The sequence below is a fragment of the Moorena sp. SIO4G3 genome (assembly GCF_010692305.1).
GTDB classification, from domain to species: Bacteria; Cyanobacteriota; Cyanobacteriia; order Cyanobacteriales; family Coleofasciculaceae; genus Moorena; species Moorena producens_A.
The window spans coordinates 1-25,430 of the sequence record NZ_JAAHIG010000105.1; the positions used below are offsets into that span (position 1 = coordinate 1).

25 protein-coding genes and 1 pseudogene are annotated in these 25,430 nt (G+C 43.0%); 10 read left to right on the forward strand and 16 right to left on the reverse strand.

Going from position 1 to position 25,430, the window contains the following annotated elements:
• Positions 1-30 precede the first annotated feature (30 nt).
• Both F6J99_RS19425 and aroF read left to right on the forward strand, forming a co-directional pair.
• Positions 31-330 carry a hypothetical protein gene (locus F6J99_RS19425; protein ID WP_293114439.1) on the forward strand — a complete coding sequence of 100 codons (300 nt, stop codon included), beginning with the start codon at positions 31-33 and terminating at the stop codon, positions 328-330.
• Positions 331-660: 330 nt separating this feature from the next.
• Positions 661-1,725 (forward strand): 3-deoxy-7-phosphoheptulonate synthase, encoded by a 1,065-nt coding sequence (gene aroF / locus F6J99_RS19430; RefSeq protein WP_293114441.1) that lies wholly within the window; start codon positions 661-663, stop codon positions 1,723-1,725.
• 79 nt (positions 1,726-1,804) lie between these two features.
• On the opposite strand, the gene F6J99_RS19435 is transcribed toward aroF, so the two are convergent.
• The 3 genes from F6J99_RS19435 to F6J99_RS19445 all read right to left on the reverse strand — a co-directional run bounded on the left by F6J99_RS19435 (position 1,805) and on the right by F6J99_RS19445 (position 4,739).
• Positions 1,805-2,617, reverse strand: coding sequence for a carbon-nitrogen hydrolase family protein (locus F6J99_RS19435; RefSeq protein ID WP_293114443.1), 813 nt, complete (start codon positions 2,615-2,617; stop codon positions 1,805-1,807).
• A 233-nt stretch (positions 2,618-2,850) separates the two neighbouring features.
• Positions 2,851-3,285, reverse strand: a complete 435-nt coding sequence (locus tag F6J99_RS19440; RefSeq protein ID WP_293114444.1) for a universal stress protein — start codon at positions 3,283-3,285, stop codon at positions 2,851-2,853.
• A gap of 50 nt (positions 3,286-3,335) precedes the next feature.
• A complete protein-coding gene (locus tag F6J99_RS19445; protein ID WP_365973704.1) occupies positions 3,336-4,739 on the reverse strand; it encodes an alanine/glycine:cation symporter family protein in 1,404 nt (467 codons plus the stop codon).
• A 334-nt stretch (positions 4,740-5,073) separates the two neighbouring features.
• On the opposite strand from F6J99_RS19445, the gene F6J99_RS19450 reads away from it, so the two are divergent.
• From F6J99_RS19450 to rpmA, 3 genes are all read left to right on the forward strand, one after another.
• Positions 5,074-6,333, forward strand: a complete 1,260-nt coding sequence (locus F6J99_RS19450; protein WP_293114481.1) for a transposase — start codon at positions 5,074-5,076, stop codon at positions 6,331-6,333.
• Positions 6,334-6,584: 251 nt separating this feature from the next.
• Complete coding sequence (rplU, locus tag F6J99_RS19455; protein ID WP_293114446.1) at positions 6,585-7,022, forward strand: 50S ribosomal protein L21; 438 nt, start codon at positions 6,585-6,587, stop codon at positions 7,020-7,022.
• Between the two features lie 213 nt (positions 7,023-7,235).
• Complete coding sequence (gene rpmA, locus F6J99_RS19460; RefSeq protein WP_070395797.1) at positions 7,236-7,508, forward strand: 50S ribosomal protein L27; 273 nt, start codon at positions 7,236-7,238, stop codon at positions 7,506-7,508.
• A gap of 291 nt (positions 7,509-7,799) precedes the next feature.
• Here rpmA and F6J99_RS19465 read toward each other — a convergent pair whose 3' ends face one another.
• From F6J99_RS19465 to F6J99_RS19485, 5 genes are all read right to left on the reverse strand, one after another.
• The gene (locus F6J99_RS19465; RefSeq protein WP_293114448.1) at positions 7,800-8,708 is read right to left on the reverse strand and encodes a CoB--CoM heterodisulfide reductase iron-sulfur subunit B family protein; all 909 of its coding nucleotides are present in this window, start codon (positions 8,706-8,708) and stop codon (positions 7,800-7,802) included.
• Positions 8,709-8,790: 82 nt separating this feature from the next.
• Positions 8,791-9,537 carry a sulfotransferase family 2 domain-containing protein gene (locus tag F6J99_RS19470; protein ID WP_293114450.1) on the reverse strand — a complete coding sequence of 249 codons (747 nt, stop codon included), beginning with the start codon at positions 9,535-9,537 and terminating at the stop codon, positions 8,791-8,793.
• A gap of 252 nt (positions 9,538-9,789) precedes the next feature.
• Positions 9,790-11,394 carry a glycosyltransferase family 39 protein gene (locus tag F6J99_RS19475; RefSeq protein ID WP_293114452.1) on the reverse strand — a complete coding sequence of 535 codons (1,605 nt, stop codon included), beginning with the start codon at positions 11,392-11,394 and terminating at the stop codon, positions 9,790-9,792.
• A 127-nt stretch (positions 11,395-11,521) separates the two neighbouring features.
• Positions 11,522-11,653, reverse strand: a complete 132-nt coding sequence (locus F6J99_RS19480) for a hypothetical protein (RefSeq protein ID WP_293114454.1) — start codon at positions 11,651-11,653, stop codon at positions 11,522-11,524.
• Positions 11,654-11,850: 197 nt separating this feature from the next.
• Positions 11,851-13,050, reverse strand: a complete 1,200-nt coding sequence (locus tag F6J99_RS19485; protein WP_293114456.1) for a glycosyltransferase — start codon at positions 13,048-13,050, stop codon at positions 11,851-11,853.
• A gap of 863 nt (positions 13,051-13,913) precedes the next feature.
• Between F6J99_RS19485 and F6J99_RS19490 the strand changes: the two genes are divergently transcribed.
• From F6J99_RS19490 to F6J99_RS19500, 3 genes are all read left to right on the forward strand, one after another.
• Positions 13,914-14,603 carry a glycosyltransferase family 2 protein gene (locus F6J99_RS19490; protein ID WP_293114458.1) on the forward strand — a complete coding sequence of 230 codons (690 nt, stop codon included), beginning with the start codon at positions 13,914-13,916 and terminating at the stop codon, positions 14,601-14,603.
• Positions 14,604-15,061: 458 nt separating this feature from the next.
• The gene (locus F6J99_RS19495) at positions 15,062-17,014 is read left to right on the forward strand and encodes a hypothetical protein (protein ID WP_293114460.1); all 1,953 of its coding nucleotides are present in this window, start codon (positions 15,062-15,064) and stop codon (positions 17,012-17,014) included.
• 190 nt (positions 17,015-17,204) lie between these two features.
• Positions 17,205-18,050: a metallophosphoesterase gene (locus tag F6J99_RS19500; protein WP_293114462.1), complete on the forward strand. Its 846-nt coding sequence runs from the start codon at positions 17,205-17,207 to the stop codon at positions 18,048-18,050.
• A 38-nt stretch (positions 18,051-18,088) separates the two neighbouring features.
• On the opposite strand, the gene F6J99_RS19505 is transcribed toward F6J99_RS19500, so the two are convergent.
• The 6 genes from F6J99_RS19505 to F6J99_RS19530 all read right to left on the reverse strand — a co-directional run bounded on the left by F6J99_RS19505 (position 18,089) and on the right by F6J99_RS19530 (position 23,365).
• The gene (locus tag F6J99_RS19505; RefSeq protein ID WP_070395806.1) at positions 18,089-18,508 is read right to left on the reverse strand and encodes a hypothetical protein; all 420 of its coding nucleotides are present in this window, start codon (positions 18,506-18,508) and stop codon (positions 18,089-18,091) included.
• A 586-nt stretch (positions 18,509-19,094) separates the two neighbouring features.
• Complete coding sequence (locus tag F6J99_RS19510) at positions 19,095-19,247, reverse strand: hypothetical protein (protein ID WP_293114465.1); 153 nt, start codon at positions 19,245-19,247, stop codon at positions 19,095-19,097.
• An 89-nt stretch (positions 19,248-19,336) separates the two neighbouring features.
• Positions 19,337-21,004 (reverse strand): CTP synthase, encoded by a 1,668-nt coding sequence (locus F6J99_RS19515; protein ID WP_293114467.1) that lies wholly within the window; start codon positions 21,002-21,004, stop codon positions 19,337-19,339.
• 353 nt (positions 21,005-21,357) lie between these two features.
• Positions 21,358-22,524, reverse strand: coding sequence for a transposase (locus F6J99_RS19520; RefSeq protein ID WP_293114469.1), 1,167 nt, complete (start codon positions 22,522-22,524; stop codon positions 21,358-21,360).
• Positions 22,475-23,104: an IS607 family transposase gene (locus tag F6J99_RS19525; RefSeq protein WP_293114471.1), complete on the reverse strand. Its 630-nt coding sequence runs from the start codon at positions 23,102-23,104 to the stop codon at positions 22,475-22,477. The genes F6J99_RS19520 and F6J99_RS19525 overlap by 50 nt, the downstream gene beginning before the upstream one ends.
• Positions 23,105-23,182: 78 nt before the next feature.
• The gene (locus F6J99_RS19530) at positions 23,183-23,365 is read right to left on the reverse strand and encodes a hypothetical protein (protein ID WP_293114473.1); all 183 of its coding nucleotides are present in this window, start codon (positions 23,363-23,365) and stop codon (positions 23,183-23,185) included.
• Positions 23,366-23,797: 432 nt separating this feature from the next.
• Between F6J99_RS19530 and F6J99_RS19535 the strand changes: the two genes are divergently transcribed.
• Positions 23,798-24,544 (forward strand): glutathione S-transferase family protein, encoded by a 747-nt coding sequence (locus F6J99_RS19535; RefSeq protein ID WP_365973701.1) that lies wholly within the window; start codon positions 23,798-23,800, stop codon positions 24,542-24,544.
• Here F6J99_RS19535 and F6J99_RS19540 read toward each other — a convergent pair.
• Both F6J99_RS19540 and F6J99_RS19545 read right to left on the reverse strand, forming a co-directional pair.
• A complete protein-coding gene (locus F6J99_RS19540; protein WP_293114475.1) occupies positions 24,528-24,674 on the reverse strand; it encodes a hypothetical protein in 147 nt (48 codons plus the stop codon). The genes F6J99_RS19535 and F6J99_RS19540 overlap by 17 nt on opposite strands.
• 142 nt (positions 24,675-24,816) lie before the next feature.
• Positions 24,817-25,023, reverse strand: coding sequence for a hypothetical protein (locus tag F6J99_RS19545; RefSeq protein WP_293114477.1), 207 nt, complete (start codon positions 25,021-25,023; stop codon positions 24,817-24,819).
• Between the two features lie 82 nt (positions 25,024-25,105).
• Here F6J99_RS19545 and F6J99_RS19550 point away from each other — a divergent pair.
• Positions 25,106-25,312, forward strand: a pseudogene (locus tag F6J99_RS19550) (helix-turn-helix domain-containing protein); the annotation flags it as partial.
• Between the last annotated feature and the right edge of the window lie 118 nt (positions 25,313-25,430).

A 25,430-nucleotide genomic window follows, 5' to 3' on the forward strand; every position in this document is an offset into this window, starting at 1 on the left:
ATGTGATTGCGTCGCTTTACCGTAACAATTTTGTTTCATGATTTTTTTTTCTCTTTCCTTCATGCCGGACCACAACAACGTTGTGGTAGTGAGGAAGGACACCGAGATCGGGTCATGTCTGTAAGTTTTAGTCCAGATGGTAAGACTCTTGCTTCGGCTAGTGTTGATGGGGCAGTGACACTCTGGAACCTTGAAAATCAAACATTTAGTTCAGATCTAGATACTCTACTGAAGCTTGGTTGTGACTGGGCCGGTGATTATTTAAAAACTAACCACGAGGTAGAAAAGAGCGATCGCTCCCTTTGTAATAAGATTCCTAATCAAAATTAAAGCAATCGGGTCGATCTGAAATATTAATATAAGCCAAAAAGGCATATCTAGAGCAAGAAAGTGTTCTATAGAATAAGAAAGCACTCTGTCAACAGCAAAGGGAGTAAAAGGGAGTAACTCGACCATCTACCACCCACATTCCCAGACTGGGGCTAAAATCCCTAAGCTGTTAAGAATCTAGTTGTATGACACACTCTAAGGGAAATCTTGGGTTTCAGCCTTAGAATTATCTTTGTTTACATGTACAACCCATTAATCGGCTCTTAGTCGGCTCGTTTTTCATCCCCGGTCATTAGACGCGGGGTTTATAAACTCACGAGGATTTTTTTTATGATAGTAGTCATGAAGGTAGGCTCTCCAGAAGTCGAGGTGACTCGCCTGAGCCAGGAACTTAGTCAATGGGGGCTGACTCCAGAAAAAATTGTTGGTAAGCATAAAGTAGTGTTGGGTCTGGTCGGTGACACCGCTTCTTTAGACCCCCTGCAAATTCAGGAAATTAGTCCGTGGATAGAACAGGTACTGCGGGTAGAGCAACCGTTTAAACGGGCTAGCCGTGAGTATCGTCACGGGGAAGCCAGTGAGGTACTAGTGCCAACACCGAATGGGCCAGTGGTCTTCGGTGAACACCATCCCTTGGTGATTGTTGCTGGTCCGTGCTCCGTGGAAAACGAGGACATGATCGTGGAAACAGCACGCAGGGTTAAGGCATCAGGAGCAAAGTTCTTGCGGGGAGGTGCCTACAAACCCCGGACATCCCCCTATTCCTTCCAGGGTCATGGGGAAAGTGCCTTGGATTTGCTAGCCAAAGCACGGGAAGCAAGTGGCTTGGGCATCATTACCGAAGTGATGGACACGGCTGATGTGGATAAAATTGGTAAGGTAGCAGATGTTCTGCAAGTTGGTGCCCGTAATATGCAGAATTTTGCCCTACTGAAAAAAGTCGGGGCTCAAGATAAGCCAGTACTCCTGAAGCGGGGGATGTCAGCAACTATTGATGAGTGGTTGATGGCTGCTGAATATATCCTAGCAGCGGGTAATTCTAATGTGATTCTTTGTGAACGGGGAATTCGGACTTTTGACCGTAAATACAGCCGGAATACCCTAGATCTTTCAGTACTGCCAGTCTTACGACTCCTAACTCACTTGCCGATTATGATTGACCCCAGTCACGGCACAGGGAAGTCTGAATATGTTCCAGCTATGGCAAAAGCAGCGATCGCAGCTGGAACTGACTCGTTAATGATAGAAGTTCACCCCAACCCCGCTAAAGCCCTGTCTGATGGACCACAATCCTTGACACCGGAGCGGTTTGACGAATTGGTGAAAGAATTGGCGGTCATTGGTGAAGCCGTAGGGCGTTGGCCTCAATCTGCTGTGGCTGTTGCTAGTCATTAGTACTTAGTTTGTAGTTATGACCTGAGTTCGACATTATCAAGTTTATCTAGAACTCAGGTTAAGAAAGACTAAGAACTAATCAAACAAACACTCTGTGTTCTAGACAAGGCATCTGTTGGCGGACTTGTTGGAGACGGTTTGGGTCAATTTCTGCGATCGCAACTCCTGGTGTGTCTCCAGCATCTGCCAAGATTACCCCCCAAGGGTCTACTATCATTGCATGACCATGGGTGTAGCGCATGGCATAGTGACGACCAGTTTGGGCTGGGGCAATCACATAGCAGGTGTTTTCTATGGCTCTAGCTTGGAGCAGAACTTGCCAATGGTCTTTGCCAGTGTAGGCGGTGAAGGCAGCAGGCACAAACAATACATCCGCTCCATTCTGGGATAAGTGTCGGTAGAGTTCCGAAAATCGCACATCATAACAGACAGACAGTCCCAAATTGCCGAATTCTGGGGACGGGTAGACCTTGGGTAGTTCAGTTCCAGCTTTAACTGTCTCTGATTCTCGATAGGTATTCCCATCAGGGAGGTTAACATCAAATAGATGAGCTTTATGGTAGCGCGCTAGTTCATTGCCACTCGAACCGATGAGTAGGGCAGTATTGTAGACTTTACTACTACCCACTGGTACCGGAAAGCCACCACCAAGGATCGTGACCTGGAACCGTTGCGCCATAGTTTTGAGGAATTGCTCACTTTGCTCTGCGATCGCATCAGCGTGGGTAATTTTGTCTTCCTCTGTACCAAGAAAAGAAAAGTTTTCTGGTAAGCTAATCAATTCAGCACCACGACCCACGGCTAGGTCGATCAGTTCTTCTGCCTGGACTAGGTTTTGTTCTAGGTCAGGGGAGCTAGTCATTTGAATGGCAGCTGCAAGATAGCACTTCATTATGAGTCAACGGTAGAGTTTTCAAGATAGAAACATATTAAGACAGATATTATACCGAGTTGCATTCAAAGATAGTAGATTGCTTGGATAGGGAGATTGGGAGATTGGGAGATTGGGAGATTGGGAGATTGGGAGAACAGAAAGTTTTAGGTTGGACCGCAACTTGGTATTAAATTCATTTACTATATTTTCCCCAGAATGACCCAAACCAAATTAAAAAAATTTAATCACTGTCAGACTTCCCGTCGCAGCACAAGCACTGGACAGTGGGCAAATCGAACGACTCGCTCAGCTACTGACCCCAAAACAAATCGTTTCAGACCGGTGTAGCCATGAGATGGGATCACAATCAGATCAATGGCTTGTTCCCTGGCGTAGTCGATGATGTTTGAGGCAGGATTGCCAATGCTGATGTTGACATGGATTCCTTCGTATTGAGGTTCCTTGAATCTGTCAGAAAGTACCTTTTCCACATGGGATTTACGAGTCTGGCTATCTACTGTACGCCACATCACTCCCGGTTCACCAGGGTTGAGAGGAGGTAAGACATGGATAACGTATAGATGAGATGCATCCTTGACAAAGTCTATTGTTTTTTCTAAAGCCTCAAAGGAGGTTTCAGAAAAATCAATGGGTACAAGTACACGGTCGGTGGCAAATAAGCTCATAGATTATTGACTCCTATGGCTTGTTTAAAAATATTATAAATACTAATCTTCTAGGAAGATTGAGTGACGGTAACTATTTTTCCAGAATTCAAGCGATCCATATAGTCTTTAAGTTCAGTGGCTACTTTGCTACAGAGAAAGTAGGCACCAAAAAGATTAGGTAAACCCATAGAAAAAAGCATACTATCACTGAAATTAATGACTGCTTCTGGGTTAGCCACAGCTCCCATAAAGATGGTGATCAAAAATAATACTTTGTAGACAATCAACGTTCTCGAACCAAACAAATAATCCCAACAGATTTCACCATAGTAACTCCATGAAATCATAGTAGAGAAAGCAAAAAAGAACACAGATATTGCTAGGAGGATGGGAAACCAACTAATGACACTACCAAAAGCAGCGGCGGTCATTTCGGCACCACCGAACTCAGCAAACTCAGAATTTTTGTATACTCCAGTGATGACTATTACTAGAGAAGTCATATTGCAGATGACCACAGTAACAATAAAGGGTTCGAGTAGGGCTATAATGCCTTCTCGCACTGGTTCCTCAGTCCTGGCAGCGGCGTGAGCAATGGCAGATGTACCAATACCTGCCTCATTAGTAAAGGTTGAACGCCTTAATCCCTGTACTAACACCCCAATCAAACCTCCCTCAACGGCTTGGGGAGACAAGGCTTCTGTCACAATAGTTTCGATTGCAGATGGGATGCTGGAAAAATTGACAATCAGAATCCAGAGGGATGTCAAAATGTAGATCCCACACATGACGGGTACGATGGTACCAGCCACTAAGCCAATACGTTGAATGCCACCAATAATCACCAATGTCACTAGGCCAACCAGAATTAACCCATAAAGCCAGCCTCGATTGATCAGCCAGGGGACTACGCTGGCCATTACTTCAAAGGATTGGTTAGCTTGAAACATGCTCGAACCACCAAATGACCCAGCAATGGCAAAGATACAGAATAGCAGGCTGACAATTTGGCCGAGTTTTTGATATCCCATTTCCGCTAAACCAGCCGAGAGGTAATACATTGGACCACCAGCTATAGTTCCGTCTGGTCTGACCACTCGATATTTTTGAGCCAGGGTACATTCTACAAATTTACTGCTCATGGCCAATAACCCTGCAAGGGTCATCCAGAACGCAGCTCCTGGTCCTCCGATACTGATGGCAAAGGCAACACCGCCAATGCTACCGAGTCCAACACCAGCGGATAGGGCAGTTGATAGAGCTTGAAAGGAAGAGATTTCACCGTTTTGGTTGGGTTGCTCGTATTTGCCTAAGGCTATATCAATGGCGTGTCGAAATCCCCAGATGTTTATGAAGTTCATCCGGAAGGTGAAGAATAGGCTACCACAGACTAGCCACAAGACAATCAGTGGCATACCACTGATGCTAAAGAAGAGTACATTAGATATGCCATTTAAGATTTGGTTAACAATACCGGTGAGGTGAGTTAGAACCGAGTTGTTTGCTGCTACAGCTAAAGTGGGTAAATTGAAAAAAATATGATCTAGTGTCAACGTCTTTTAGCAATACTTCTTTACAAATTTACCAGGACTTACCAACTAAACGGGCAAGGTGTCTCCCGTTAAATCGGAGATTATAACGGGAGACACCTTGCCCGACAGGGTCTTGAAGTTCTCAACAGATTGGCCAGAGGCCACGCTTCGCTCCGGAAGCGAAGCTTCCGCTAAAAGCGATTGGCCAGAGGCCACGCTTGTGGCCTCTGGCCTCCGCTGCTTGAGGTGCGATCGTAAGTGGTACAATAGCACAGTGATATTAACGTACTGCTACAAAATCAAACCAAGTCCCGAACAGATAGCCATCATGGAAAGGTGGCTTGAATTGTTGCGTCGTCACTGGAACTATGCTCTAGGGCAACGACTTGATTGGCTCAATCGGACTCGCTCACCGATTGATAGATGTAGCTTGATTAGTGAGCCGATAGGTGTTATTCCAGAAGCGGTCAACTATTACACCCAGCAGGCAGCTCTCAAGGAAACCAAACGGCTATTCCCTGATTACAAACAAATCTACGCAGAAACTCAGCAGATTAACCTACAACGGCTCAACAAAGCATGGGATAGATGGCGGAAGCCGCTGAAGCATGGGTTACGCGGGGGAAGACCTCGGTTCAAGAAACAAGGTCAATTAAGGTCATTCGTGTTTCCACGTGTGAACAGCCCGCGTGCCGGGGCCCATCTAAAAGATGGCTTTCTATTGCTCAGTCGCATTGGTCAAATACCTGTGGTCATGCATAGACCAATACCAGATGGATTTACTCTTAAACAGTGTACTGTCGTCAAAAAGGCTGATGGTTGGTATTGTTGCATTTCAATGAAAGATGATACCGTACCTGAGCTATTACCTGTGGATTCGGTTAGATCTGCTGTCGGTATCGACGTTGGCTTAGAAAAATTTTTAACCACCTCAGACGGTGAAGCTATACCTATTCCGCAGTTTTACAGGAAAGCTCAAGACAGACTTGCTCAAGCTCAACGAGTAATGTCCCGTCGTCTCAAGGGGTCTAAAAACTGGAAAAAAGCCAAGCAGAAAGTGGCTTTATTACACCTTCATTTAACCCGTTGTCGAAAGGAGTTTCATTATCAGGTTGCTCATTGGTTGTGTAGTAAGTATGACTTAATTGCTCACGAAGACTTAAACATCAAAGGACTTGCTCGAACTAAGTTAGCCAAATCAATACATGATGCAGCTTGGGGTGCATTTCTGGAGATATTGCAAGCAGTGGCGGTCAAACGCGGCTTGTTAGTCGAGGAAGTCAACCCACGGGGGACAAGTATTGAGTGCTTTAATTGTGGTTCTAGGGTTGAAAAAAGTTTGAGTGAGCGTGTTCATTGTTGTTCCAGTTGTCAAGTCAAAATTGACCGTGATTGGAACAGTGGTATTAATATCTTAAATCGTGGATTAATGGCGGTCGGACTACCGCTCAATGGCTGTGGTAAATCAATACAGGATATTGAGGAACAGCAAGTCTCATTCGTGAGTTTGAGAAGCCTACATCATAATCTTTGATTTGATGTAGGAGTAGTCACAAACTGGGCAGCAAATCTACAAGTAGGGTCACCCTAATGGTAGGTTTACTGTCAGGATTCACGGTTATGGTGTTGACAAATATAAATCAATCAAAGATAATGGTAGATTAAGTGTCCATTCCTGCTCGGATCAGGTGAAGGCATACCAAAAGCTGGCACAACCAAGAAATCCTATCCATCGGAACCAACACTAACCAGCTACCTGTACGGCAACTGTAGAACAAAAAATCCATGACCTACGCAATTATCGAAACTGGTGGTAAGCAACTGCGAGTAGAACCCGGTCGCTTTTACGACATCGAACTACTGCACGTTGAACCAGAGCAAAATGTCACCATCGACAAAGTCCTGTTCGTTAATCATGATGGTGAAATCAGCATCGGTCAGCCCTTAGTTGAAGGAGCAACCGTACAAGGAACGGTGATGCGACACTTTCGCGATCGCAAAATCATCGTCTACAAAATGCAGCCCAAGAAGAAAACCCGTAAGAAGCGGGGACACAGACAGGAAAAAACCCGTCTGATGATTGATGCTATTAGTATGAATGGTTCTGTCCTCGCCTCGGTTTCCAAACCAGAGGAAGCACCAATCTCAGCAGAAACTGCCCCTGAAGCACCAGCAACTGAAGCACCAGCAACTCAGGAAACCGCTGAAACTGCTCCGGAATAGTTTATCGGAAATAGTTTAATGATGGTAAGGATGCTTGGATCAGCTCCCCAGTGAAAACCCCCTATGCAATAGCGGTGGGGATGGAAACCAGTTAGGAGCCTGATTCCCCTCGTCTACAGTTTGATAGGTATGTTATTTTTATCCCTCAGACCTGTGGAGAGGGCAAAATTCCCTCAAAATTCCCGTACAAACACTGAAATATAAAGGAACATTATGGCTCATAAGAAAGGAACAGGAAGTACTCGTAACGGTCGTGACTCTAATTCCAAACGCCTAGGGGTCAAGCGCTACGGTGGTCAGTTTGTCAAGGCTGGCAACATCTTGGTACGTCAGCGAGGTACTAAGTTTCATCCTGGTACCAATGTTGGTCGCGGCGGTGATGACACCCTATTTGCAATAGCTGATGGCATAGTCACTTTTGAAAGAAGGGGTAAAAGCCAAAAAAAAGTCAGCGTTTACCCGGTTGAAACCGAAGCATCAGCTTAGATACAACAGTTTATAGTTGAGACTGAAATCCCTCCATCAGCAGTTGGCTGCTGTTGATGGTAACTGATGAGGCACCCCCGAGGGGGTGCTTTTCTGTCTGGCAAATACAAAAGGTAATGGGTAATGGGTAATGGGTAATCGTTAACTACCAATTACCCATTACCCAATAAGGGATATGATATAGCACTACCCATTAAAGTTAGGACATTGATAGAAGCTGAAACGCTAATGCACGTAAACTTTTGCCTCTTGCCTCTTGCCTGTTGCCCTTGCGCGTAGCCCTATAACTAGTCAAGTATGACCCAACTTCTTTAGTACAGGTGCGGTCGAAACCACGTGCCGTTCTAAACCCAGTTGTTTTGGACTAACCCCTAGGGCTAGGGCAACTAACTGGGGTAAATGCAATACTGGTAACCTTAACTGACGCCCAATCACCTTTTCTACCTCCGGTTGACGGGAGTCCAGATTAAGATGACACAACGGACAAGGGGTCACCATGCAGTCTGCGCCAGCATCCAAGGCTTCCTGAATATGGCTCCCTGCCATCTTGAAGGATTGTTCTGTGGCATAACTAGAAATTGGCCAACCACAACATTGAGTACGACCTCGGTAATATACAGGTGTTGCTCCTACGGTGCGAAATACAGTTTCCATGGATTCTGGATGCACTGGGTCATCGTAGGAGATGGATGTCTGAGCTCGCAGCAAATAACAACCATAGAATGCAGCACACTTGAGTCCAGTTAGCTTGCGACTCACTTGTGCTGCTAGGGCTTCCATGCCGTAATCTGCCACCAATGCCCACAGTAAATGCTTGACTTCTGTAGTGCCTTTGTAAGGAGAACAGCCTTCTTTTTTCAGCAAGCCATTCACTTTTTCCACATAACCGGTGTCGGTCTCTTGGAATTCCTTTAAACGCTCATCTACATGACCAATTACTCCCTGACAGGTGCTGCAATGGGTTAACAGGGGTAGATTCAGCTCCTCAGCTAGGGAGATGTTGCGAGCGTTAACAGTGTCTTCTAGGAGTTGGGAATCTTCTTTGAAGGTTCCAGAACCACAACAAGCAGCTTTTTTCAACTCAATCAGTTCAATTCCTAGCGCTTGGGTTAAGGCTGACGTAGATTGGTATAGTTCTCCACAGGCTCCTTGAGCAACACAGCCGGGGAAATAGGCATATTTGAGCGTAGCAGATGGCATAGTAATTTATACTTAATCGCCTCAAAGCGGTTAGAGATCAGCTCAAGGGTAACAGCTCATGCCCTAACCGCTACTAGCTTGTTCAAAATTCGTAACCGTAGCGCTTTAGTTCTTCGTCAAAAATGTACTGGACAATTTTTCGCGATCGCTCATTATAGTAATCGCGATAGTCTGTCTTTCTTTCTTCGGTTTTGTTGATCACTGGTATTTGGACTTTGAAGGGCACTCCAGCTTTATCCAGGACTCTGTCAAAATCATCCTGAAGAGTTTCAAAACGCATCACAGTATCCATACCTTTGGTATAGTTTCCGTAGAGTGTATACGGTTCAGCTGGAAGACCTAGAAACTGTTTAACTCGGTTTCGATTAGTATTCCGAACCAGGGATTGAACGGTTCGTTTCAGTCCATTTCCGTAAATAGAGCCATAGTGTTTCTCAATCCAATCATTAAATGAATGGGTTTTGCAAAATTCCATGTCTTCTATATAACCCGGTAGACGGTGAACCCATGATGTAGAGTCAGCGATAAAGTGTTGGTATTTTGAGGCTCTTTTTACATAGTCGGAAGCTAAACTGTCAAAAGGGTTGCGAATACAACTAAATTTTAGATAAGATGCTGCCTCTTTTTCTGTCAAAAGATTACGTCTGAACATCTCTCGTAGAGAATGATGTCTTCTGTGCATCAAAAATTTTCCGTTGGCGTCTAGGATGTCTTGGGCGGGGACTAGTTCGCCTTCTAGCTTTTTTTCCAGGACATCTTCTACTGCTGTGCAACCAGTTCGCGGTGCCATCAGGTAGAGTAAGCCGTATTTACGGCAAATCATTGCCATGATCAAGCTCCTTTGATTATAGGGTTATTATAAACAGGACGTAAGTATTGAGCCGTCAGCTATCAGCTATCAGCTATCAGCTATCAGCTTTGGGCCTGTGGCCAGGCTACTGTTCGCGCAGCGTGCGCGTATTGCAATCGGTGCTTTTAGGTGCGACCCGTGGCGAATTTAATAATTAGATGCGGAAAGCGCACCTTTTAATAAAATAAGCTGAAAGCTGACGGCTGACGGCTGATAGCTTACTGCTTAGGTTTATTGCTTTACTAGTTTCCACAGAAACGTTTTAATTTCGTAAGTTGGTTCAAGTTTATGGTTCCATTTGCCAATAAGTTCTGATTTATAGTTGTATTGTTTCTCGATTTTTTCTCGCAACTCCCTAGATGGATTATATAAAAATACATCACTGAATTCATCGGTATTTTCGGGGATGATTAACTGTTTGCTTTTTTCGCCATTAGGCATCTTTACGGATTTCTGGCTTAACCAGCAAAACTTCACTTTGGGGTCGAGAAGGTAAGACAGGGATATCACTTCCAGACTTTTTGTCAGCAAGAGGGGTTGCTCAGCCTGGTTAATAACTGCTGCTACCTGGGTATGGTTAGCACTAGTATACTTGTTCCACCAAAATTCCGCTTGAGAACTGATCACACAGGAGACAATTCCACCAGACAGTAGTAAAATCATTCCGAGTCGCCATAGCTTTTGTTGCCATACTCCCTGAAAAATGCTAGTTATTTTGTTAGTTATTTTGTTAGTAAATAGGTAAGCAACTGCTAGCTGAATACCAAGATAACAGGGAATTAGATAGCGAGTTACACTAGAACGCTTACCTCCGGAAATTAAATCCGGTAGCACTAGGGCTACGGCGGTAACTCCAATTAATGTCAAGATGAATAGACTAACTCGTTTGGGACTATGACGACAGAGAAAGTAAATGGCATAGCCGACTAGGATGAAGATTATTACAGAGACTACTACACTGGGGAAATTTAAGCCTTGGTTGAGATCAAAGAAATTTCGATTAATATTAATCAACCAGGTTTGGGCTAATGATGATAAAGGAACTTCTTGGAGTGCCCATTTGGTTTTGCTGGATACCTTAGAAAGGTTACTGTTAGAAATCAGTAACCAAGGAACAAATACCATCAAAGCCATTAAGGATGATAGCCCATAGTAAACAATAATTTTACTAAAGCGGAACCGTTCTGTTATCAGTACATAGATGCCATGACTGATGGCTACTAAGATAGAAAATAAAAACGTATAAAATCCTGTCACTAACGTGAGGGCGTAAATTCCCCAGGTAGAGATAAAGTGTAGGATATCTCTAATCTTATTAGTCGTGTTTCTTCGTTTCGTTAACCGTATTGCCCGTAACAGTGCTGCACTTGATAGCAAAATCGTTACTGTCCATAAGCCATACTGTCTTGCTGCTTGGGCATACAAGACCTGAAAGGGAGAAACGGCAACTAAGGCCATAGCTACCCATCCCACCAAGGACGACTCGAATAATTCTTGACATAACCAATAGATAGCAGGAAACACCAGCAAGCTAATCAGAGCTGAAAAACTTCTCCTCACTGCTACTGAATTGCCAAATAACTGTGACCAGAATCGCGCCATTACGTAATATAATGGGGGATGTTGAGGTTCTTCAAACGCCAATCCCTTAATGGTACCAATCAGTTTTTTTTCTGGATTTGTCTGCTGATACTTATGTAATTCTTTAATAGCGATTGCATCGCCATTAGAAATTTCGGGTATCATGTCTGACAATCGATAACCAGAAATCCGTAGTGAGGTAAAGGTTTCATCAATCCAGTAGGTCTTTTGGTCAAGATTTACGAATCGAAACACTATTCCTAGCATCAACAGGATAATAATTAAAAGCCCTAACCAAGTTGATGTAAATCTACGGGTTTGCTGCAATTTGTTTAGCATATATAGCAATTCTACTACTTGTGAGGTACACAATTTCTAGATTTTAGGGAACAGGGAGCAGGGAGCAGGGAGCAGGGAGCAGGGAGCAGGGAGCAGGGAGTAGGGAGCAGGGAGCAGGGAGCAGGTAAGAGAAACCCACCCCTAACCCCTCCGAGGAGGGGAAGGCAAGAGCCAATAGTCAAATAATTTTGTGTACCTCATGAGTCCTATAAACGCTATCTTGTTATGAAGTACATTAAATTTTATTACCCCTAAAACCTAAAACCTAAAACCTAAAACCTAAAACCTAAAACCTAAAACCTAAAACCTAAAACCTAAAACCTAAAACCTTTTGCTGTTGACGGTCAACAGTCAACAATTAACTGCTTATCTTTATTTTTGCGTCACGCGCCAGTTGAGTTTTAGATTAATCCAGAAATTCCAGAAAGTAACGGCTGCGATCGCAATACCATTTGCAATCAGATAGTTAATTCCCAGGAGATTAAACAACAGATTCAACAACAGCACATTTAGGCACAAACCGATCAAACAGACCAGGTTGAACTTCAAAAACCGTTTCAATCGCTTACCCCATCCCCACTGCTGACTGGCTATATCCCTAAACGTCCAGGCATCATTCCAAATAAAGTTATTGATAATGGCCGCTTCAGCAGCAATAATTTTACTGCGGGTGAGTCCCCAACCTAAACTAGCAGGGTCATGGAGTAAGTAAAGCACAGTCATATCCACAAATACGCCACTGAATCCTACTAAGCCAAAACGAATAAACCGCTTTAAAGGGAAGGGAATGCGTTTTCTAAGTTGACCAATGGTTCCGAGAGAAAACCTTAACCGGAGTAAGTGTCTAATATAGTCTACATACTGCTTCCAGGTAACTTTGCTTTCTCCTGAGAGTCTCTCTTGAAATACATAGCCAACTTCTGCAATCCGGCCAATTTTTCCCCTAGCTAGCACTTCAATTAGAATCTTGTAACCCAGAGGATTGAGGTCTTTTTCATGAATGGCACTACGGCGCACCATAAAATAACCGCTCATCGGGTCAGAAACACGACCGATCACCTCTGGTAAAATCGATAATCCTAAAAGTTGAGCACCTCTGGATAAGAAACGCCTCACTACACTCCAATCACTAACACCACCATCGTCTACATGACGACTGGCAATGGCGATATCGGCTCCATCCTCCATTGCTACCAAAAGTTTTGCTAATATCTCTGGTGGATGCTGTAAATCTCCATCAATTACCCCCAAAATTTTTCCAGTACCTGCTTTCCACCCGTGAATAACTGCTGTAGATAACCCCCGTTCATGCTGACGGCGAATTACCTGTAACTGTGGATAGTCCGACATCAGAGCCTGGGCGATTTCCCAGGTACGATCGGGACTATCGTCATCTACTACAATCAGTTCGTATTGGTTTGGTATAGCTTCATCGAGCAAATTGCTCAGGATTCTAATTAGCTCCCCGATGTTTCTACTCTCGTTATAGGTGGGAATCACCAAGGATAAGGAAGAATCACTAAGGTGAGATTCTTCTGATTTTGTGTAGTCATTACTGGTATCCAAAGACATACTCTCTTGGTTGATGGAATTTTTTTTAGGTTAATGGTGTTAGCTGTTAGGTTTTGGGTTTTAGGTTTTAGTACTTAATGTCTAGCGCCCCTAATCTAAGGGTGCTATCAAGCCTATGACATTAGTCATTAGTTTAGTTATTAGTCATTAGTTATCAGTCATTAGTCCAAATACGTAAGCATATGCGCACTTATCACAGGCTAGAAGCCTGTGCCACGCACGCGTGCGCGTTCAGCTATCAGCATTCAGCTATCAGCTATCAGACCAATTAAAGTAGGGTGGGCAAAGTAGTGTAATCTAGAATACTCACCCATAAGCAAACTATTTTTGCCCACCCTACAAGCTATCAGCCAAAGTATGACGGCTGACCGCACCTCAAGTAGCGTGAGCCTTTAGCTCACGGCACCTCAAGCAGCACCTCAAGTAGCGCATATGCTTAGCAAAATACTAATCAGCAACGACTCCCCAATCAGCCTTGAGCGTAATGGTTTAGTAGTTGCTCTATGTTAGTTGCTCTATGTTGCTCTATTTAGTTGATCTATTTATAATCCTACAGTAGAATTATACTAATTTCTTGAGGGTGTCAAGTAGTCAACCTCAAACCTATCTATAAATCCTCTATAAATCCTTGTGTTGCCCTGAATTTGAGGGATAAATCCCATCTAATCACAGGGAAACTTTGCATAACTTTATTTATGTCACTTATTTATGTCACTAAGGTTATGTAAAGATTTGTTGAAGTGTTTAGTGCCTCAAACTCTTGACTTAACCAAAGGCTAGGAGAATTGGGCGGGGATTATGTAAAGATTATGTAAAGTTTTAATCTAATCAAATTATTTGCTTATTAGTTAAGGTTTAAGCTTATGAAGCTAAGTGTTGTAATACCCTGTTTTAACGAAGTCAACACAATTGCTAATGTTATTGAAGCTGTTAAAGCATCTCCGGTTAAAGAGTGTGAAATTATTGTTGTTGATGACTACTCAACCGATGGCACTAGAGAGATTTTAGAGTCATCACTGGAATCCCAAATTGACCATGTTGTCTATCATCACAAGAATCGTGGTAAAGGAGCTGCGTTACGGACTGGCTTTGGCTTGGCTACTGGAGATATTGTAATCATTCAAGACGCTGATTTAGAGTATGATCCCCAGGAATATCCCTTGTTAATGCAGCCAATTGTTGATGGCAAAGCGGATGTGGTTTATGGCTCCCGTTTCGCTGGTGGTGGTCCTCATCGGGTAGTGTATTACTGGCATATGGTGGGGAATAAATTTTTAACCATGCTCTCCAATATGTTTACCAATATTAACCTTACCGATATGGAAACCTGCTATAAGGCATTCCGGCGTGAACTTATCCAATCTATCAAAATCCAAGAATCTCGGTTTGGGTTTGAACCGGAAATTACTGCTAAGGTTGCCAAAAAGAAATGCCGTATCTATGAAGTAGGAATATCTTACTATGGTCGCACTTACGAAGAAGGGAAAAAAATTGGCTGGAGGGATGGGTTTAGGGCAATATTCTGTATCTTAAAATACAATATTTTTCGTTAGGGAGTAGTCAAACAATAACTTATCAGTGTTTAGCGTCTCGGGTGGGCATTCAGCTAATGCGCTACATCACAGGCTAGAAGCCTGTGCCACGCACGCTACTTGAGGTGCGATCAGCTATCAGCTATCAGCTATCAGCTAATGGGCGTAGCCCATTAGCTGATAGCTTACTAATCACTTACCAAATATTCACTGGATTTTTGGGTTACGGTAATGGATAATAGTAAATTGTCAAGTACCCATTACCCCAGAAAAGATAGGATAAGTAGTCCACCAGATTTGATAGTATTTTCATCATTAATCAACTATTCATTAACTATAAATTAATTAACTATACCAATCCCTGTAGGAATTGTCATAATTTTTGGTGCCCTAATCCCTAATCCCTAATCCCTAATCCCTACTCCCTACTCCCTACTCCCTCCTCCCTTTGCTATATAAATTAACTATAATAACTAACTATGTTGGCTTTGCTCCCTCTAATTACCTTCACTGTTTTATTTCTCTTCATCTATCGTTACAATTCTTGCTGGCGTAGTTCCCTATTGTGGACAGCGATTACCTGGGGAGTCTTATTAACCTTTATCACTGAAGTTTTAAGTTTATTTAAGTTAATTACTTGGGGTTGGTTAGCAGGAATCTGGGGTTTACTGAGTCTGACGTTGATTGTTGCCTACTTTCGGACTGTTAAATCAGGACGAGTCACCCGCACCCAGGCTTCACAACATGGAAATGCCCAAATCTCTGGTTTCTTACTGGTCTTACTTGGAGGTATTGGATTTCTGATCGCTATCGTAGGCTTAACTGCTATGGTTGCGCCTCCCAACACCTGGGATTCCATGACTTACCACATGAGTCGTGTGCTTCATTGGATGCAGCATCACAGTGTTGCCCATTATCCTACCCATATTCCCAGACAGCTTTACCAAAACCCTTGGGCTGAATTTACGATCATGCATTTTCAACTCCTGAGTGGAAGCGATCGCTTTGCTAATCTTGTCCAATGGTTCAGTATGATTGGTAGCGTGATTGGGGTATCTCTGATTGCTCAACAACTAGGAGCGACTATACGAGGACAGATTTTTGCTGCTGTCGTCGCTGCGACTATTCCCATGGGAATCCTACAAGGGTCAAGTACCCAGAATGATTATGTGGTTTCGTTCTGGGTGATTTGTTTGGCTTACTTGATCATTTTGACTATCAAATCCAGAGTTAGCTGGATTACTATAGTAGGGGTTGGTGCTACCATGGGCATGGCTATTGTTACGAAAGCAACAGCCTATATTTATACATTACCCTTATTTATCTGGTTTTCACTGATGATGATTAAGCGCCTACGTTGGCGATGGTGGAAGCCAATTTTAATGGTAGGGATTATTGTTATTTTAATTAATCTTGGTCACTATATCCGTAACTTCGACTTGTATGGCACTCCAATTGCTACGGCGTCAGAAGAACTACGATATACTAATGAAATTTTTACAACGTCAGTCTTAGTTTCTAATATTTTGAGAAATATTGGTCTTCACCTGGGAACACCGATTGGGATTATTAATGCTATCTCCAATAAGATAATTAATTTATTCCATCTCGTTTTAAGTGTAGATATTAGTGACCCCCGCACCACCTATATCGGCAAGTTTGGGATTCCTGGTGGATTATCAACTCTGGGAATTAATGCTACGGAAAACAATACCAGCAACACCCTTCATCTAGTTTTAATCGTTTTCTCCATCATCGCTTGTTTTATCCAACGACAGGGTCGAAAGCAACGCTATATAATTAGTTATATTGCTGCTATTGTTAGCATAGTTATACTATTTTGTTTCCTGTTGAAATGGCAATGGTGGAATAGTCGGCTTCATTTACCAATTTTCTTACTTTTTTCTGCAGTAGTGGGAATAGTATTGTCCCAAATTAAGCTACCTCAAGTTGCCAATATTATAGCAGTGGTTCTGATCATCACATCATTACCATGGGCATTATCTGGCAGAGAACGACCTGTTGTGGGCGCTAACAGTATTTTCAACACTAGCCGTACTGAGCAATATTTTAACAGTAGGTCTCGAATCCAATCAGGTTACCTCGGTGCTATTGATGTGTTTAAAAGTAGTCAATGTACAGATATTGGACTGTATTTAGGTGACAATGACTGGGAATACCCATTGTGGATACTGTTACAACAACAGACTGATTCACCAGTGAGGATTAAACATATAAACGTTAAAAATACATCAGCTAGTAAGTCTGAACTTTCCAGCAATAGCAAATTTATTCCTTGTGCAATTTTTTCAACTAAACCTGAACCTGATCAAACGAACCAAGCTGAGGAAATAACTTACCAAAAAAGAAGTTATACTCAAGCCTGGTCAAAAGATAAAGTAAAAATTTTTATTAATCAAAAAAAATCCTGATTTTATCCGTAATTGTAAATTATATTTTAAGCTATCAGCGGTCAGCGGTCAGCGGTCAGCGGTCAGTCTTGGCTAGGGCTGATAGCTGATAACTGAACGCGCACGCGTGCGCGTAGCGCATTAGCTGATAGCTTGCCATTCATCTAGTTGATATTTAGTATGGCTGAGCTATGCTGGAGGGAAGTGTTTAATGACCCTCACGATTAGCTGGATGAATTGGATATTTTCAGGACCGATAAGGGTAGAAAAAATCACCGTTGCGATCGCTGATTTACCTACGTCATTGCGAGGCACAAAGCTTGTACAACTATCCGATTTACATTATGATCGACAGCAGTTACGAGAAAATATCTTAGCTGACGCTATTGAAGCCGCTAATCAAGCTGAACCTGATCTAGTTGTGTTAACTGGCGACTACGTAACCAATAGCCCAACTCCGATTTATCTACTAGTGCGGCGATTGAAGCACCTGGAAAGTCGCCATGGAATCTATGCTGTACTGGGTAACCATGATTTAGTCTGGCCTCATTCCAAAGCAACAGTTACTAAGGCTCTAACTAAGATTGGTGTGAAGGTGTTGTGGAATGCGATCGCTTATCCGTTTGGAGCACAATTACCGCTAGTAGGACTTGCTGATTTTTGGTCTGGTGATTTCAATCCTGGTCCAGTGCTCAATCAAATTGACCCCAAAACACCCCGGATTGTTTTATCTCACAACCCTGATACTGCGGAGATATTACAGCGTTGGCGAGTGGATTTGCAGTTGTCTGGTCATACCCATGGTGGTCAGATTGTGATTCCAGGAATCGGACCTGCGCCAGCATTGTTGAAAACTCTCCGCAAGTATATTCCTAGACCTGTGCAGCCCTGGATACCGTATTTGAAAGTATGTTCAAAAGTAACTAACCATTGGGAATGGTCCGAGGGTCTACATCGGATCGGTAGAAACCAATTATACACTAATCGTGGTTTAGGAACGTATTGGCCAGGTCGTCTATTTTGTCCACCAGAAGTTACAGTAATTACATTGAATTAAGAATGTATAATTAAGAATTAAGAATTAAGAAGGTAGAATTACGTTAGTAGGTAGCCAGTTTTTTGTTCAATGTAGTCTATTATCTTATGATAAATGTCTGGATATTTTTGTTCGCTAATAATGATGGGCATGGAACTGTCAGGTAACCAAAAGGTTAATCTCTGATTTGGGTAGTGACAAAAACTACTGATTTTGTTGAGGTCAAGGATATAATCATGACGCTCGTAATTGAATGTAATCCAAAAACCATTAGGTGATCGTGCTGATAACTTTTGAATGTAGTTGACCACTCGTTGATAACCGTCTGGGTCATTTTGACGGTTGACAATAATGGGGATAGTACTATCGGGTAACCAGAAGGTTATTTTTCCGTTGGGACCATGGGTGAATGTACTAAGCCGGTCCAGATCAATGACATATTCTCGATGATCGTAATTAACTTTTATCCAGTAACTCACAAAACCTCCTTATTGGGATAACGGGTTGGTAATACTAGCAATTACCAATTCGAATGATTCGAGTTAATCACTTTCCCAAAGGGAACAGGGAATAGGGAACAGGGAACAGGGAACAGGGAACAAAAATGATCACAATTCATTTAGTTATTGAGATTACTGGTTACTTGTTGTTAATTAACACTTGTTACTTGTTACTTGACTTTCAACCAAGAAGGATAGGAATAATTGAGAATTGAGAATTGAGAATTTAGAATTGGATTCTTAATTCTTCATTCTTAATTCTTCATTCTTAATTCTTCATTCTTAATTCTCTTAAGACTGTCCCTGAATTGAGCGCAAGTTGGAAGCCCCAACCTACTTCGTGTCGGTTGGGGTACTTCAGCGATGCAGCGCGGTCTTGGGGGTTTCCCCCATGAGCGACTGCATCAAGACACTGTTGCCTAGCTGCTGATTAAGCTATGTTATATTTCAGGGCTTTATTCCTCAGAGCCGGATAATTTCTGTGGAATTATCTTTTGATCGAGGGGAATTATCGGGTATGATGTCATTCATACCCTAATCTGCGACATAAGTTACCCACGTTGCTCTATTTGCCCTGATCGATACCGAAAGAACTTGCCTCACATAGGGTGCATCTCATTTTTGTTGTTTGACAAGGTGGTGCGTTACGGGGCGGGCTGTCTAAACCCTGACTACGAGGCGGAAAGCGATGCAGCGCGGTCTTGGGGGTTTCCCCCATGAGCGACTGCATCAAGACAATGAGGCCCCCCCTAACGCACCCTACGCAACTTTTTTACAAATAAATATGAGATGCACCCCGTCACATAGTTAGCAGCTTACTTCCGCAGGGGATTGCTGGTTTTCGCTAGTACTGCCGTTATTACTAGGCTGTTTAACTTGTCCTTTATCAATGGCAGCTTGCACAAATCCCACAAACAATGGATGGGGATGACTGGGACGGGAGCTAAATTCTGGGTGGAACTGAGTGGCAATAAAGAAGGGGTGTTGTTTCAATTCAATTATTTCCACGAGGCGACCATCGGGAGAAGTACCACTAATGACATAACCTGTTTCTATAAATAGGTTGCGATAAGCATTATTAAATTCATAGCGGTGGCGGTGGCGCTCATAAATGACTTCTTCTTGGTAGAGGGAAGATGCTAGAGTATTAGGTGCTATACGGCATGGGTATAGCCCTAAACGCATGGTACCGCCTAAATCCACTACATCTTGTTGCTCTGGCAATAGATGAATGACGGGATTCTTGGTATCAGTGAAAAACTCGGCACTATGGGCTTGTTCTAAGAGGGCTACGTGCTTTGCCCATTCAACTACAGAACACTGCATCCCTAAACATAAGCCTAGCAAGGGAATCTGATTTTCCCTAGCATACCGAATTGCCTGAATTTTGCCATCTACTCCCCGAATCCCAAAGCCTCCAGGAATAAGGATACCGTTAAAACCGTTTAGGAAGGATTCAGGGCCGTAAGCTTCCACATCCTCAGCACTAACCCAGTGTATTTTGATTTTGGTATCTTTTGCGATCGCAGCATGCTGCAACGCTTCCACAACGGATAGATAGGCATCAGTTAGTTTGATATACTTACCAACAATGGCAATTTCAAGGTGGTGAGTGGGATGATGCAAACGCTCAACTAACTGCTGCCAGTGGGTTAAATCTGGTTCCCGTTGCTCCATCTGGAATAACTCTAGGGTTTGCTGGGCTAGTCCTTCTTTTTCTAGCATTAGGGGCACTTCGTAGATACTTTTAGCGTCCTGTGCAGAAATAACTGACTCTACTGGTACATCACAGAATGCTGATATTTTATCTTTTAATCCCACTGGCAAAGCGCGATCGCATCGGCAAATTAAAATATCTGGTTGAATGCCAATAGCACGCAATTCCTTTACCGAGTGCTGGGTTGGCTTGGTTTTAATTTCTCCAGCCGCAGGAATCCAAGGTAATAGGGTGACGTGCATATAAAGTACGTGATTGCGCCCGACATCCTTACGGAATTGACGAATTGCTTCCAAAAACGGTAGGGATTCAATATCCCCCAATGTGCCACCAATTTCTGTAATCAATACATCAGGATTGGAATTTTGGGCAACTCGATGAATGCGCTGTTTTATTTCATTGGTAATGTGGGGAATCACCTGGACTGTCCCCCCCTGGTAGTCACCCCGACGTTCTTTATTGATTACCGCTTGATAAATCGAGCCAGTGGTGACACTGTTGAGGCGAGAGACGGAGGTATCGGTGAACCGTTCATAGTGACCTAAATCTAAATCTGTCTCAGCACCGTCTGATGTTACGAAGACTTCTCCATGTTGGTAGGGACTCATGGTGCCCGGATCTACGTTAATATAGGGGTCTAGTTTAAGAATGGAAACGGAATAGTTCCGGGATTTGAGTAAACGTCCCAAGCTAGCAGCAACAATCCCCTTGCCAATACTGGATACAACCCCTCCAGTGATGAAGACAAACTTAGTCATAATAGTATTAATATAGTAGCGCGATAGAGATTTATCTGGTTCATTGTGACATACTACACCAGAGTTGTTTGCTGCTGCTAAGCTATCAGCTATCAGTAATCAGTAATCAGCAATCAGCAATCAGCTTTTAGCAATCAGCTTAAGCGCTACGCGAACAGTAATTAGTAATCAGCAATCAGTAATCAGTAATCAGTAATCAGTAATCAGCTTATGGGTTAACTCACAGGCTAGAAGCCTGTGCCACGCTGACCGCTGAAGGCTGAAGGCTGAAGGCTGACCACTGACCGCTGACCGCTGCAAAATACCTAGGATTCCTGATCCATTGGATTACCGAGGTGCAACATTTAACCTGTCTAAACCTGCTCATCAGCAGGAATGACCTGTATAGCACCAGGTGAAAACCTGGTGGTTGTTGCCGACAAAGCACGAATCATTATGTTCCGTGCGCCATTCCAATCCCGTGGTAATGAGAAACCACATTTTGGGCATTGGAATTTTCTATTACCGCCTAATTTTTCGTGAATATGACCGCACTCCGGACAAGTCTTGCTCGTGTAAGATTCATTAACTAATACCACCATTACATCATGCCGATCTGCCATTTGTATCAAATGTTGACGAAATTTGTAATGACTCCAGGTGAGCAGATTGCGAGCTGTCTTCTTGTTCAACTTCCTAGCTGACTTTACAACCATCAAAGATGTCTCAAACCTTGGTAAAAAGATCAGCTTGTAGTTACTAACGAGAAAGTCGGCCGACTTGTTGCGGGTGTCCTTGATCAAGTCTTGAATCTTTTGGCGTAAACGATGAGCGGCTTTCCTCATTGCTGCGCTTTGGCGCACGCTTCGCGAACGTCTCTGACGTTTGGCAGAGCTTAAGTCAATACGACTCATCAACCGATCTAATTGTTGACAAAGTCTTTGGATTCTACCAATATCGCTCTTACCTATTTCGATATAATTTCTGCCATCAAAACCAGTAAGGAATGTCCTAACACCTGGGTCTAAGGCTATTACTCGTTCCTCTTCAGTAGGAGTGGGCTCAATGTACTCAGGAAAAATCCCGTACCATTTTCCTTTGATCCACACTAATTGAGTTCCGTAGATACATTCGGTAGGGAAGTCTTGAGGTGAGCGGAAAGACAATCCTTTTACTTTTGTTGGGTACCAGAAACCCTTCTTGAAGTTTCCTGCTTTGAACTTGATCACCTGGGAAGTCTGACGACAGGACTTAAACTTAGCAAAACCTCCGTTAGCTTTCGCCTGCTTAACTGCATCGATCGCATCAGCTACTGCCTCTTGTAGTTGATGACCTGGAAGCGTTTTTACCCATTCTGGTCTATCAGCGCCTCTTGCTATTTTCTGTAGATCGTAGGTACTACCTTGATAGCCATTCTTGATAGTAGCTATGGACCAGTTATAAACCCAGCGATAAGCGTTGAGCCAAGTTTTCCAAACTTTATGAAGTTCTTTAGACGGAAACACCCTGATCTTTGAGACACTGTTGGGTGTCAACTTCACCGTCTGATTCCGAGGTTTTTTCTTGTACCGCTTTCGTGACTTGTTTTTGGTATTTTCGGAGTCCGTAAAGCCTAGCAGAGAAACAGTGGAGGATGGACAAGATATCTTCGACGAGTTCTTGCTCTGGGGATAATTTACGTTCATTGAGAACCAAGAGTTTAACTCCACTTTTTTGGCACAACCATTCAAGTAACGGAAATCCAAATCGGACTGCTCTATCTGGGTATGCAATGACAAATGCCGAGATATCAGAGCTGTATATTCGTTCCAATATTTTGAGAAACTTTCGCCGTTTAAAATTGAGTCCCGATCCAACTTCTGAAATAACTTCAGCGTTTGGGTATTTTGACCGTAAAAATTCAGCTTGTCTATCAAGGTCGTCTCGTTGGGAGTGTGTAGAGACTCTTGCATAAGCGACAATGGGCTTACTCTGCGGGTCTTGTCCTTGAACACAAAACCTTCTTTGATTCCCTTGAGTCCTGATGCTGTCAAGTCTTCCGTCTTTATCCCATCTCCTGAGTGTTGTAATGGAGACACCGTAATATTCGGCTGCCTCTTTTGGGGTGACATATTTTTTCATAACGGCTTAACCTCTACAAATCTAGACTAACATATTTGTAAAGGTATGATAAGGTTTGATAAGATTAAATGCTCATAGTTACACCTCTAGATTACCGACGTCAAAGACAATCACAAATTGACCATCAGGCATTAATCGTTTCAGAGCCCATAAGTGTCCCTCTGCATCCGACCGGTTCCGGAAGCGAGCAACAACTATCCGCTGCATTTTGGGTAACAGCCGAATGACCACCCACGGATGAAGGCGTTCAGAATACATCATAATAAACTATCTCCTTTTGTAGGGGAGCCAGAGCTAGCCCGCCGACGGTCCAACATCTACGGGCTAGCTCTTGACTCCGGGCGTCTCAGCGCCCACTCTTATAGTGTAGCATAAAAATTTTTTATTATAACATATTTTGAAAAGTTTTGTAAAAAACTAGTCGGGAGTAGGGAGTAGGGAGCGGTGAAGTCAAACGAGGTAAGAACTAAGAGCTAAGAGGATAAAAATATTGTGGACTTCATTATCCTGAAAACTGCTATATATTTTACCTAACTCTATATCCCATCAGGTACAAATTGATCCCCCTAAATCCCCCTTAACAAGGGGGACTTTGAGCAGGATTTTTCCACCTACTCCCTACTCCCTACTCCCTACTCCCTACTCCCTGCTCCCTGCTCCCTAAAACATTAAAAAACTACTTTACTTATTGCTATGCGTCTATTATTCTATTTCTTAGCTACTTTCTCCACTTCTATAATCCTTGGATACGCTAATCCTGTCAGTGGACAAAGTGACTTTAATACTCCTAAGGTAAACGAATCTAGATCTAGAACAATCTCTTATCCTACTCAAGACTCAGGATTCAGTAGTCAAGAAAATTTTCAAGTCAGTCAATCGTCTGCACAACTAAAACTTTATGGTGGTCTTCGGAGCCGAGCTACCATTGTGCAGTGGTATCTTGAGGAGTTGGGAGTGCCCTATGATTATATCTTGCTGGATATGAAAGCTGGAGAGCATAAACAGCCGGAATACCTGTCGATTAATCCGATGGGGAAAGTGCCAGCAATTGTGGATGGGGACTTTAAACTTTGGGAGTCGGGAGCAATTTTGGTTTACCTAGCTAATAAGTATGGAGAAACCCCTATTTCTCTGGAAGAACAGTCGGAGATTGTGCAGTGGGTGTTGTTTGCTAATGCTACCTTAGGTCCAGGATTGTTTTTGGACGATAGACGGGAGAAAGAAGCGCCCAGTTTGTTGCAGCCACTAAATGAAATATTAACGGATAAACCGTTTTTGTTAGGGGATAATTTCAGTGTGGTGGATATTGCAGTAGGGTCTTATTTAGCTTATGCCAAAATACTGGTAAATTTTGATTTTAAGGAGTATCCAGCTGTTGCTGATTATCTGATCCGTTTGTCTGAACGTCCAGCTTTTCAACAAACTATTGGTAATCGGTAATTGGGAGATAGGGAATCGGGAGTCGGGAGTCGGGAGTCGGGAGTGTGGGAGGTTTGGGTAGGGTAAGGGGAAAGAAGCCAGAAGAAGGCAGAAGGGGAGTTAAGAAAACAGAAAGAAAAAGGACTGGCATGCTTTCCACTCAGATTTTTCCGAAACTTCCCACAAATAGATAAAAATTTGGTAAACTCAACTTAAAGTTGAGCGAATGGTCGGCAACTACTCGTTCTAGTTAAGGGTGTAATCTAACTCAAGACCAAGTCGATTTTTTAGCTTCATCCGCGATTCATCTCACATCTCAATGCTACGCCATGAGTGTGAGATGAATCGCGGACAGAGTCTCTCGGATTCGGCAAAGCCGACGCTACGGGAACAGGGAAGCGAGCTATCAAGCTCCTAAGTAGTGATGACTGAGTCATTCCCCTCCGTTCTGCTTCCTGCTCTAGTTGCTTTTTTTCAAAATCAGTAAGTCTAATTATCATTTTTATTGTTTTCATTATGACAGGCGTTTTTACTGTCTGTATAGTATAATTGTAATAGGTCGATAAACGAGGAACAAGTCAAATGAGAATCGCCTACCAGTACCGGTTAAAACCAACAAAAGAGCAAAAAGCTAAGATAGATCATTGGCTCTCAATGTTGTGTGCTCAATATAATTATTTATTGACTGACCGTTTTTATTGGTATGAACAAAATCGGTGCTCAATCAATGCCTGTCCCCTTGTTTGTTACCTTCCTGAATTAAGGGACAACCCAGATTATTACAGCCAGGTGCGATTCGTTAGCTATAAACCTTATCCCATAAAAGATTTGGGGGATTAGCTGCTTGGTCTACTGAACCATGATAACTTGATAACCATGATGGTGAAAATCCATCCCTCGTGAAATC

Excerpts from the sequence above, each read along its gene's own strand:
- F6J99_RS19535 (WP_365973701.1), top strand. The coding sequence starts at position 23,798 with ATGCGTCTATTATTCTATTTCTTAGCTACTTTCTCCACTTCTATAATC.
- F6J99_RS19435 (WP_293114443.1), bottom strand. The coding sequence starts at position 2,617 with ATGAAGTGCTATCTTGCAGCTGCCATTCAAATGACTAGCTCCCCTGAC.
- F6J99_RS19495 (WP_293114460.1), top strand. The coding sequence starts at position 15,062 with ATGTTGGCTTTGCTCCCTCTAATTACCTTCACTGTTTTATTTCTCTTC.
- aroF (WP_293114441.1), top strand. The coding sequence starts at position 661 with ATGATAGTAGTCATGAAGGTAGGCTCTCCAGAAGTCGAGGTGACTCGC.
- F6J99_RS19500 (WP_293114462.1), top strand. The coding sequence starts at position 17,205 with ATGACCCTCACGATTAGCTGGATGAATTGGATATTTTCAGGACCGATA.
- F6J99_RS19545 (WP_293114477.1), bottom strand. The coding sequence starts at position 25,023 with ATGATAATTAGACTTACTGATTTTGAAAAAAAGCAACTAGAGCAGGAA.
- F6J99_RS19530 (WP_293114473.1), bottom strand. The coding sequence starts at position 23,365 with ATGATGTATTCTGAACGCCTTCATCCGTGGGTGGTCATTCGGCTGTTA.
- F6J99_RS19525 (WP_293114471.1), bottom strand. The coding sequence starts at position 23,104 with ATGAAAAAATATGTCACCCCAAAAGAGGCAGCCGAATATTACGGTGTC.
- F6J99_RS19485 (WP_293114456.1), bottom strand. The coding sequence starts at position 13,050 with ATGTCTTTGGATACCAGTAATGACTACACAAAATCAGAAGAATCTCAC.
- F6J99_RS19515 (WP_293114467.1), bottom strand. The coding sequence starts at position 21,004 with ATGACTAAGTTTGTCTTCATCACTGGAGGGGTTGTATCCAGTATTGGC.
- F6J99_RS19440 (WP_293114444.1), bottom strand. The coding sequence starts at position 3,285 with ATGAGCTTATTTGCCACCGACCGTGTACTTGTACCCATTGATTTTTCT.
- F6J99_RS19510 (WP_293114465.1), bottom strand. The coding sequence starts at position 19,247 with ATGGGGGAAACCCCCAAGACCGCGCTGCATCGCTTTCCGCCTCGTAGT.
- F6J99_RS19470 (WP_293114450.1), bottom strand. The coding sequence starts at position 9,537 with ATGGCAATGATTTGCCGTAAATACGGCTTACTCTACCTGATGGCACCG.
- rplU (WP_293114446.1), top strand. The coding sequence starts at position 6,585 with ATGACCTACGCAATTATCGAAACTGGTGGTAAGCAACTGCGAGTAGAA.
- F6J99_RS19490 (WP_293114458.1), top strand. The coding sequence starts at position 13,914 with ATGAAGCTAAGTGTTGTAATACCCTGTTTTAACGAAGTCAACACAATT.
- F6J99_RS19540 (WP_293114475.1), bottom strand. The coding sequence starts at position 24,674 with ATGCCAGTCCTTTTTCTTTCTGTTTTCTTAACTCCCCTTCTGCCTTCT.
- rpmA (WP_070395797.1), top strand. The coding sequence starts at position 7,236 with ATGGCTCATAAGAAAGGAACAGGAAGTACTCGTAACGGTCGTGACTCT.
- F6J99_RS19465 (WP_293114448.1), bottom strand. The coding sequence starts at position 8,708 with ATGCCATCTGCTACGCTCAAATATGCCTATTTCCCCGGCTGTGTTGCT.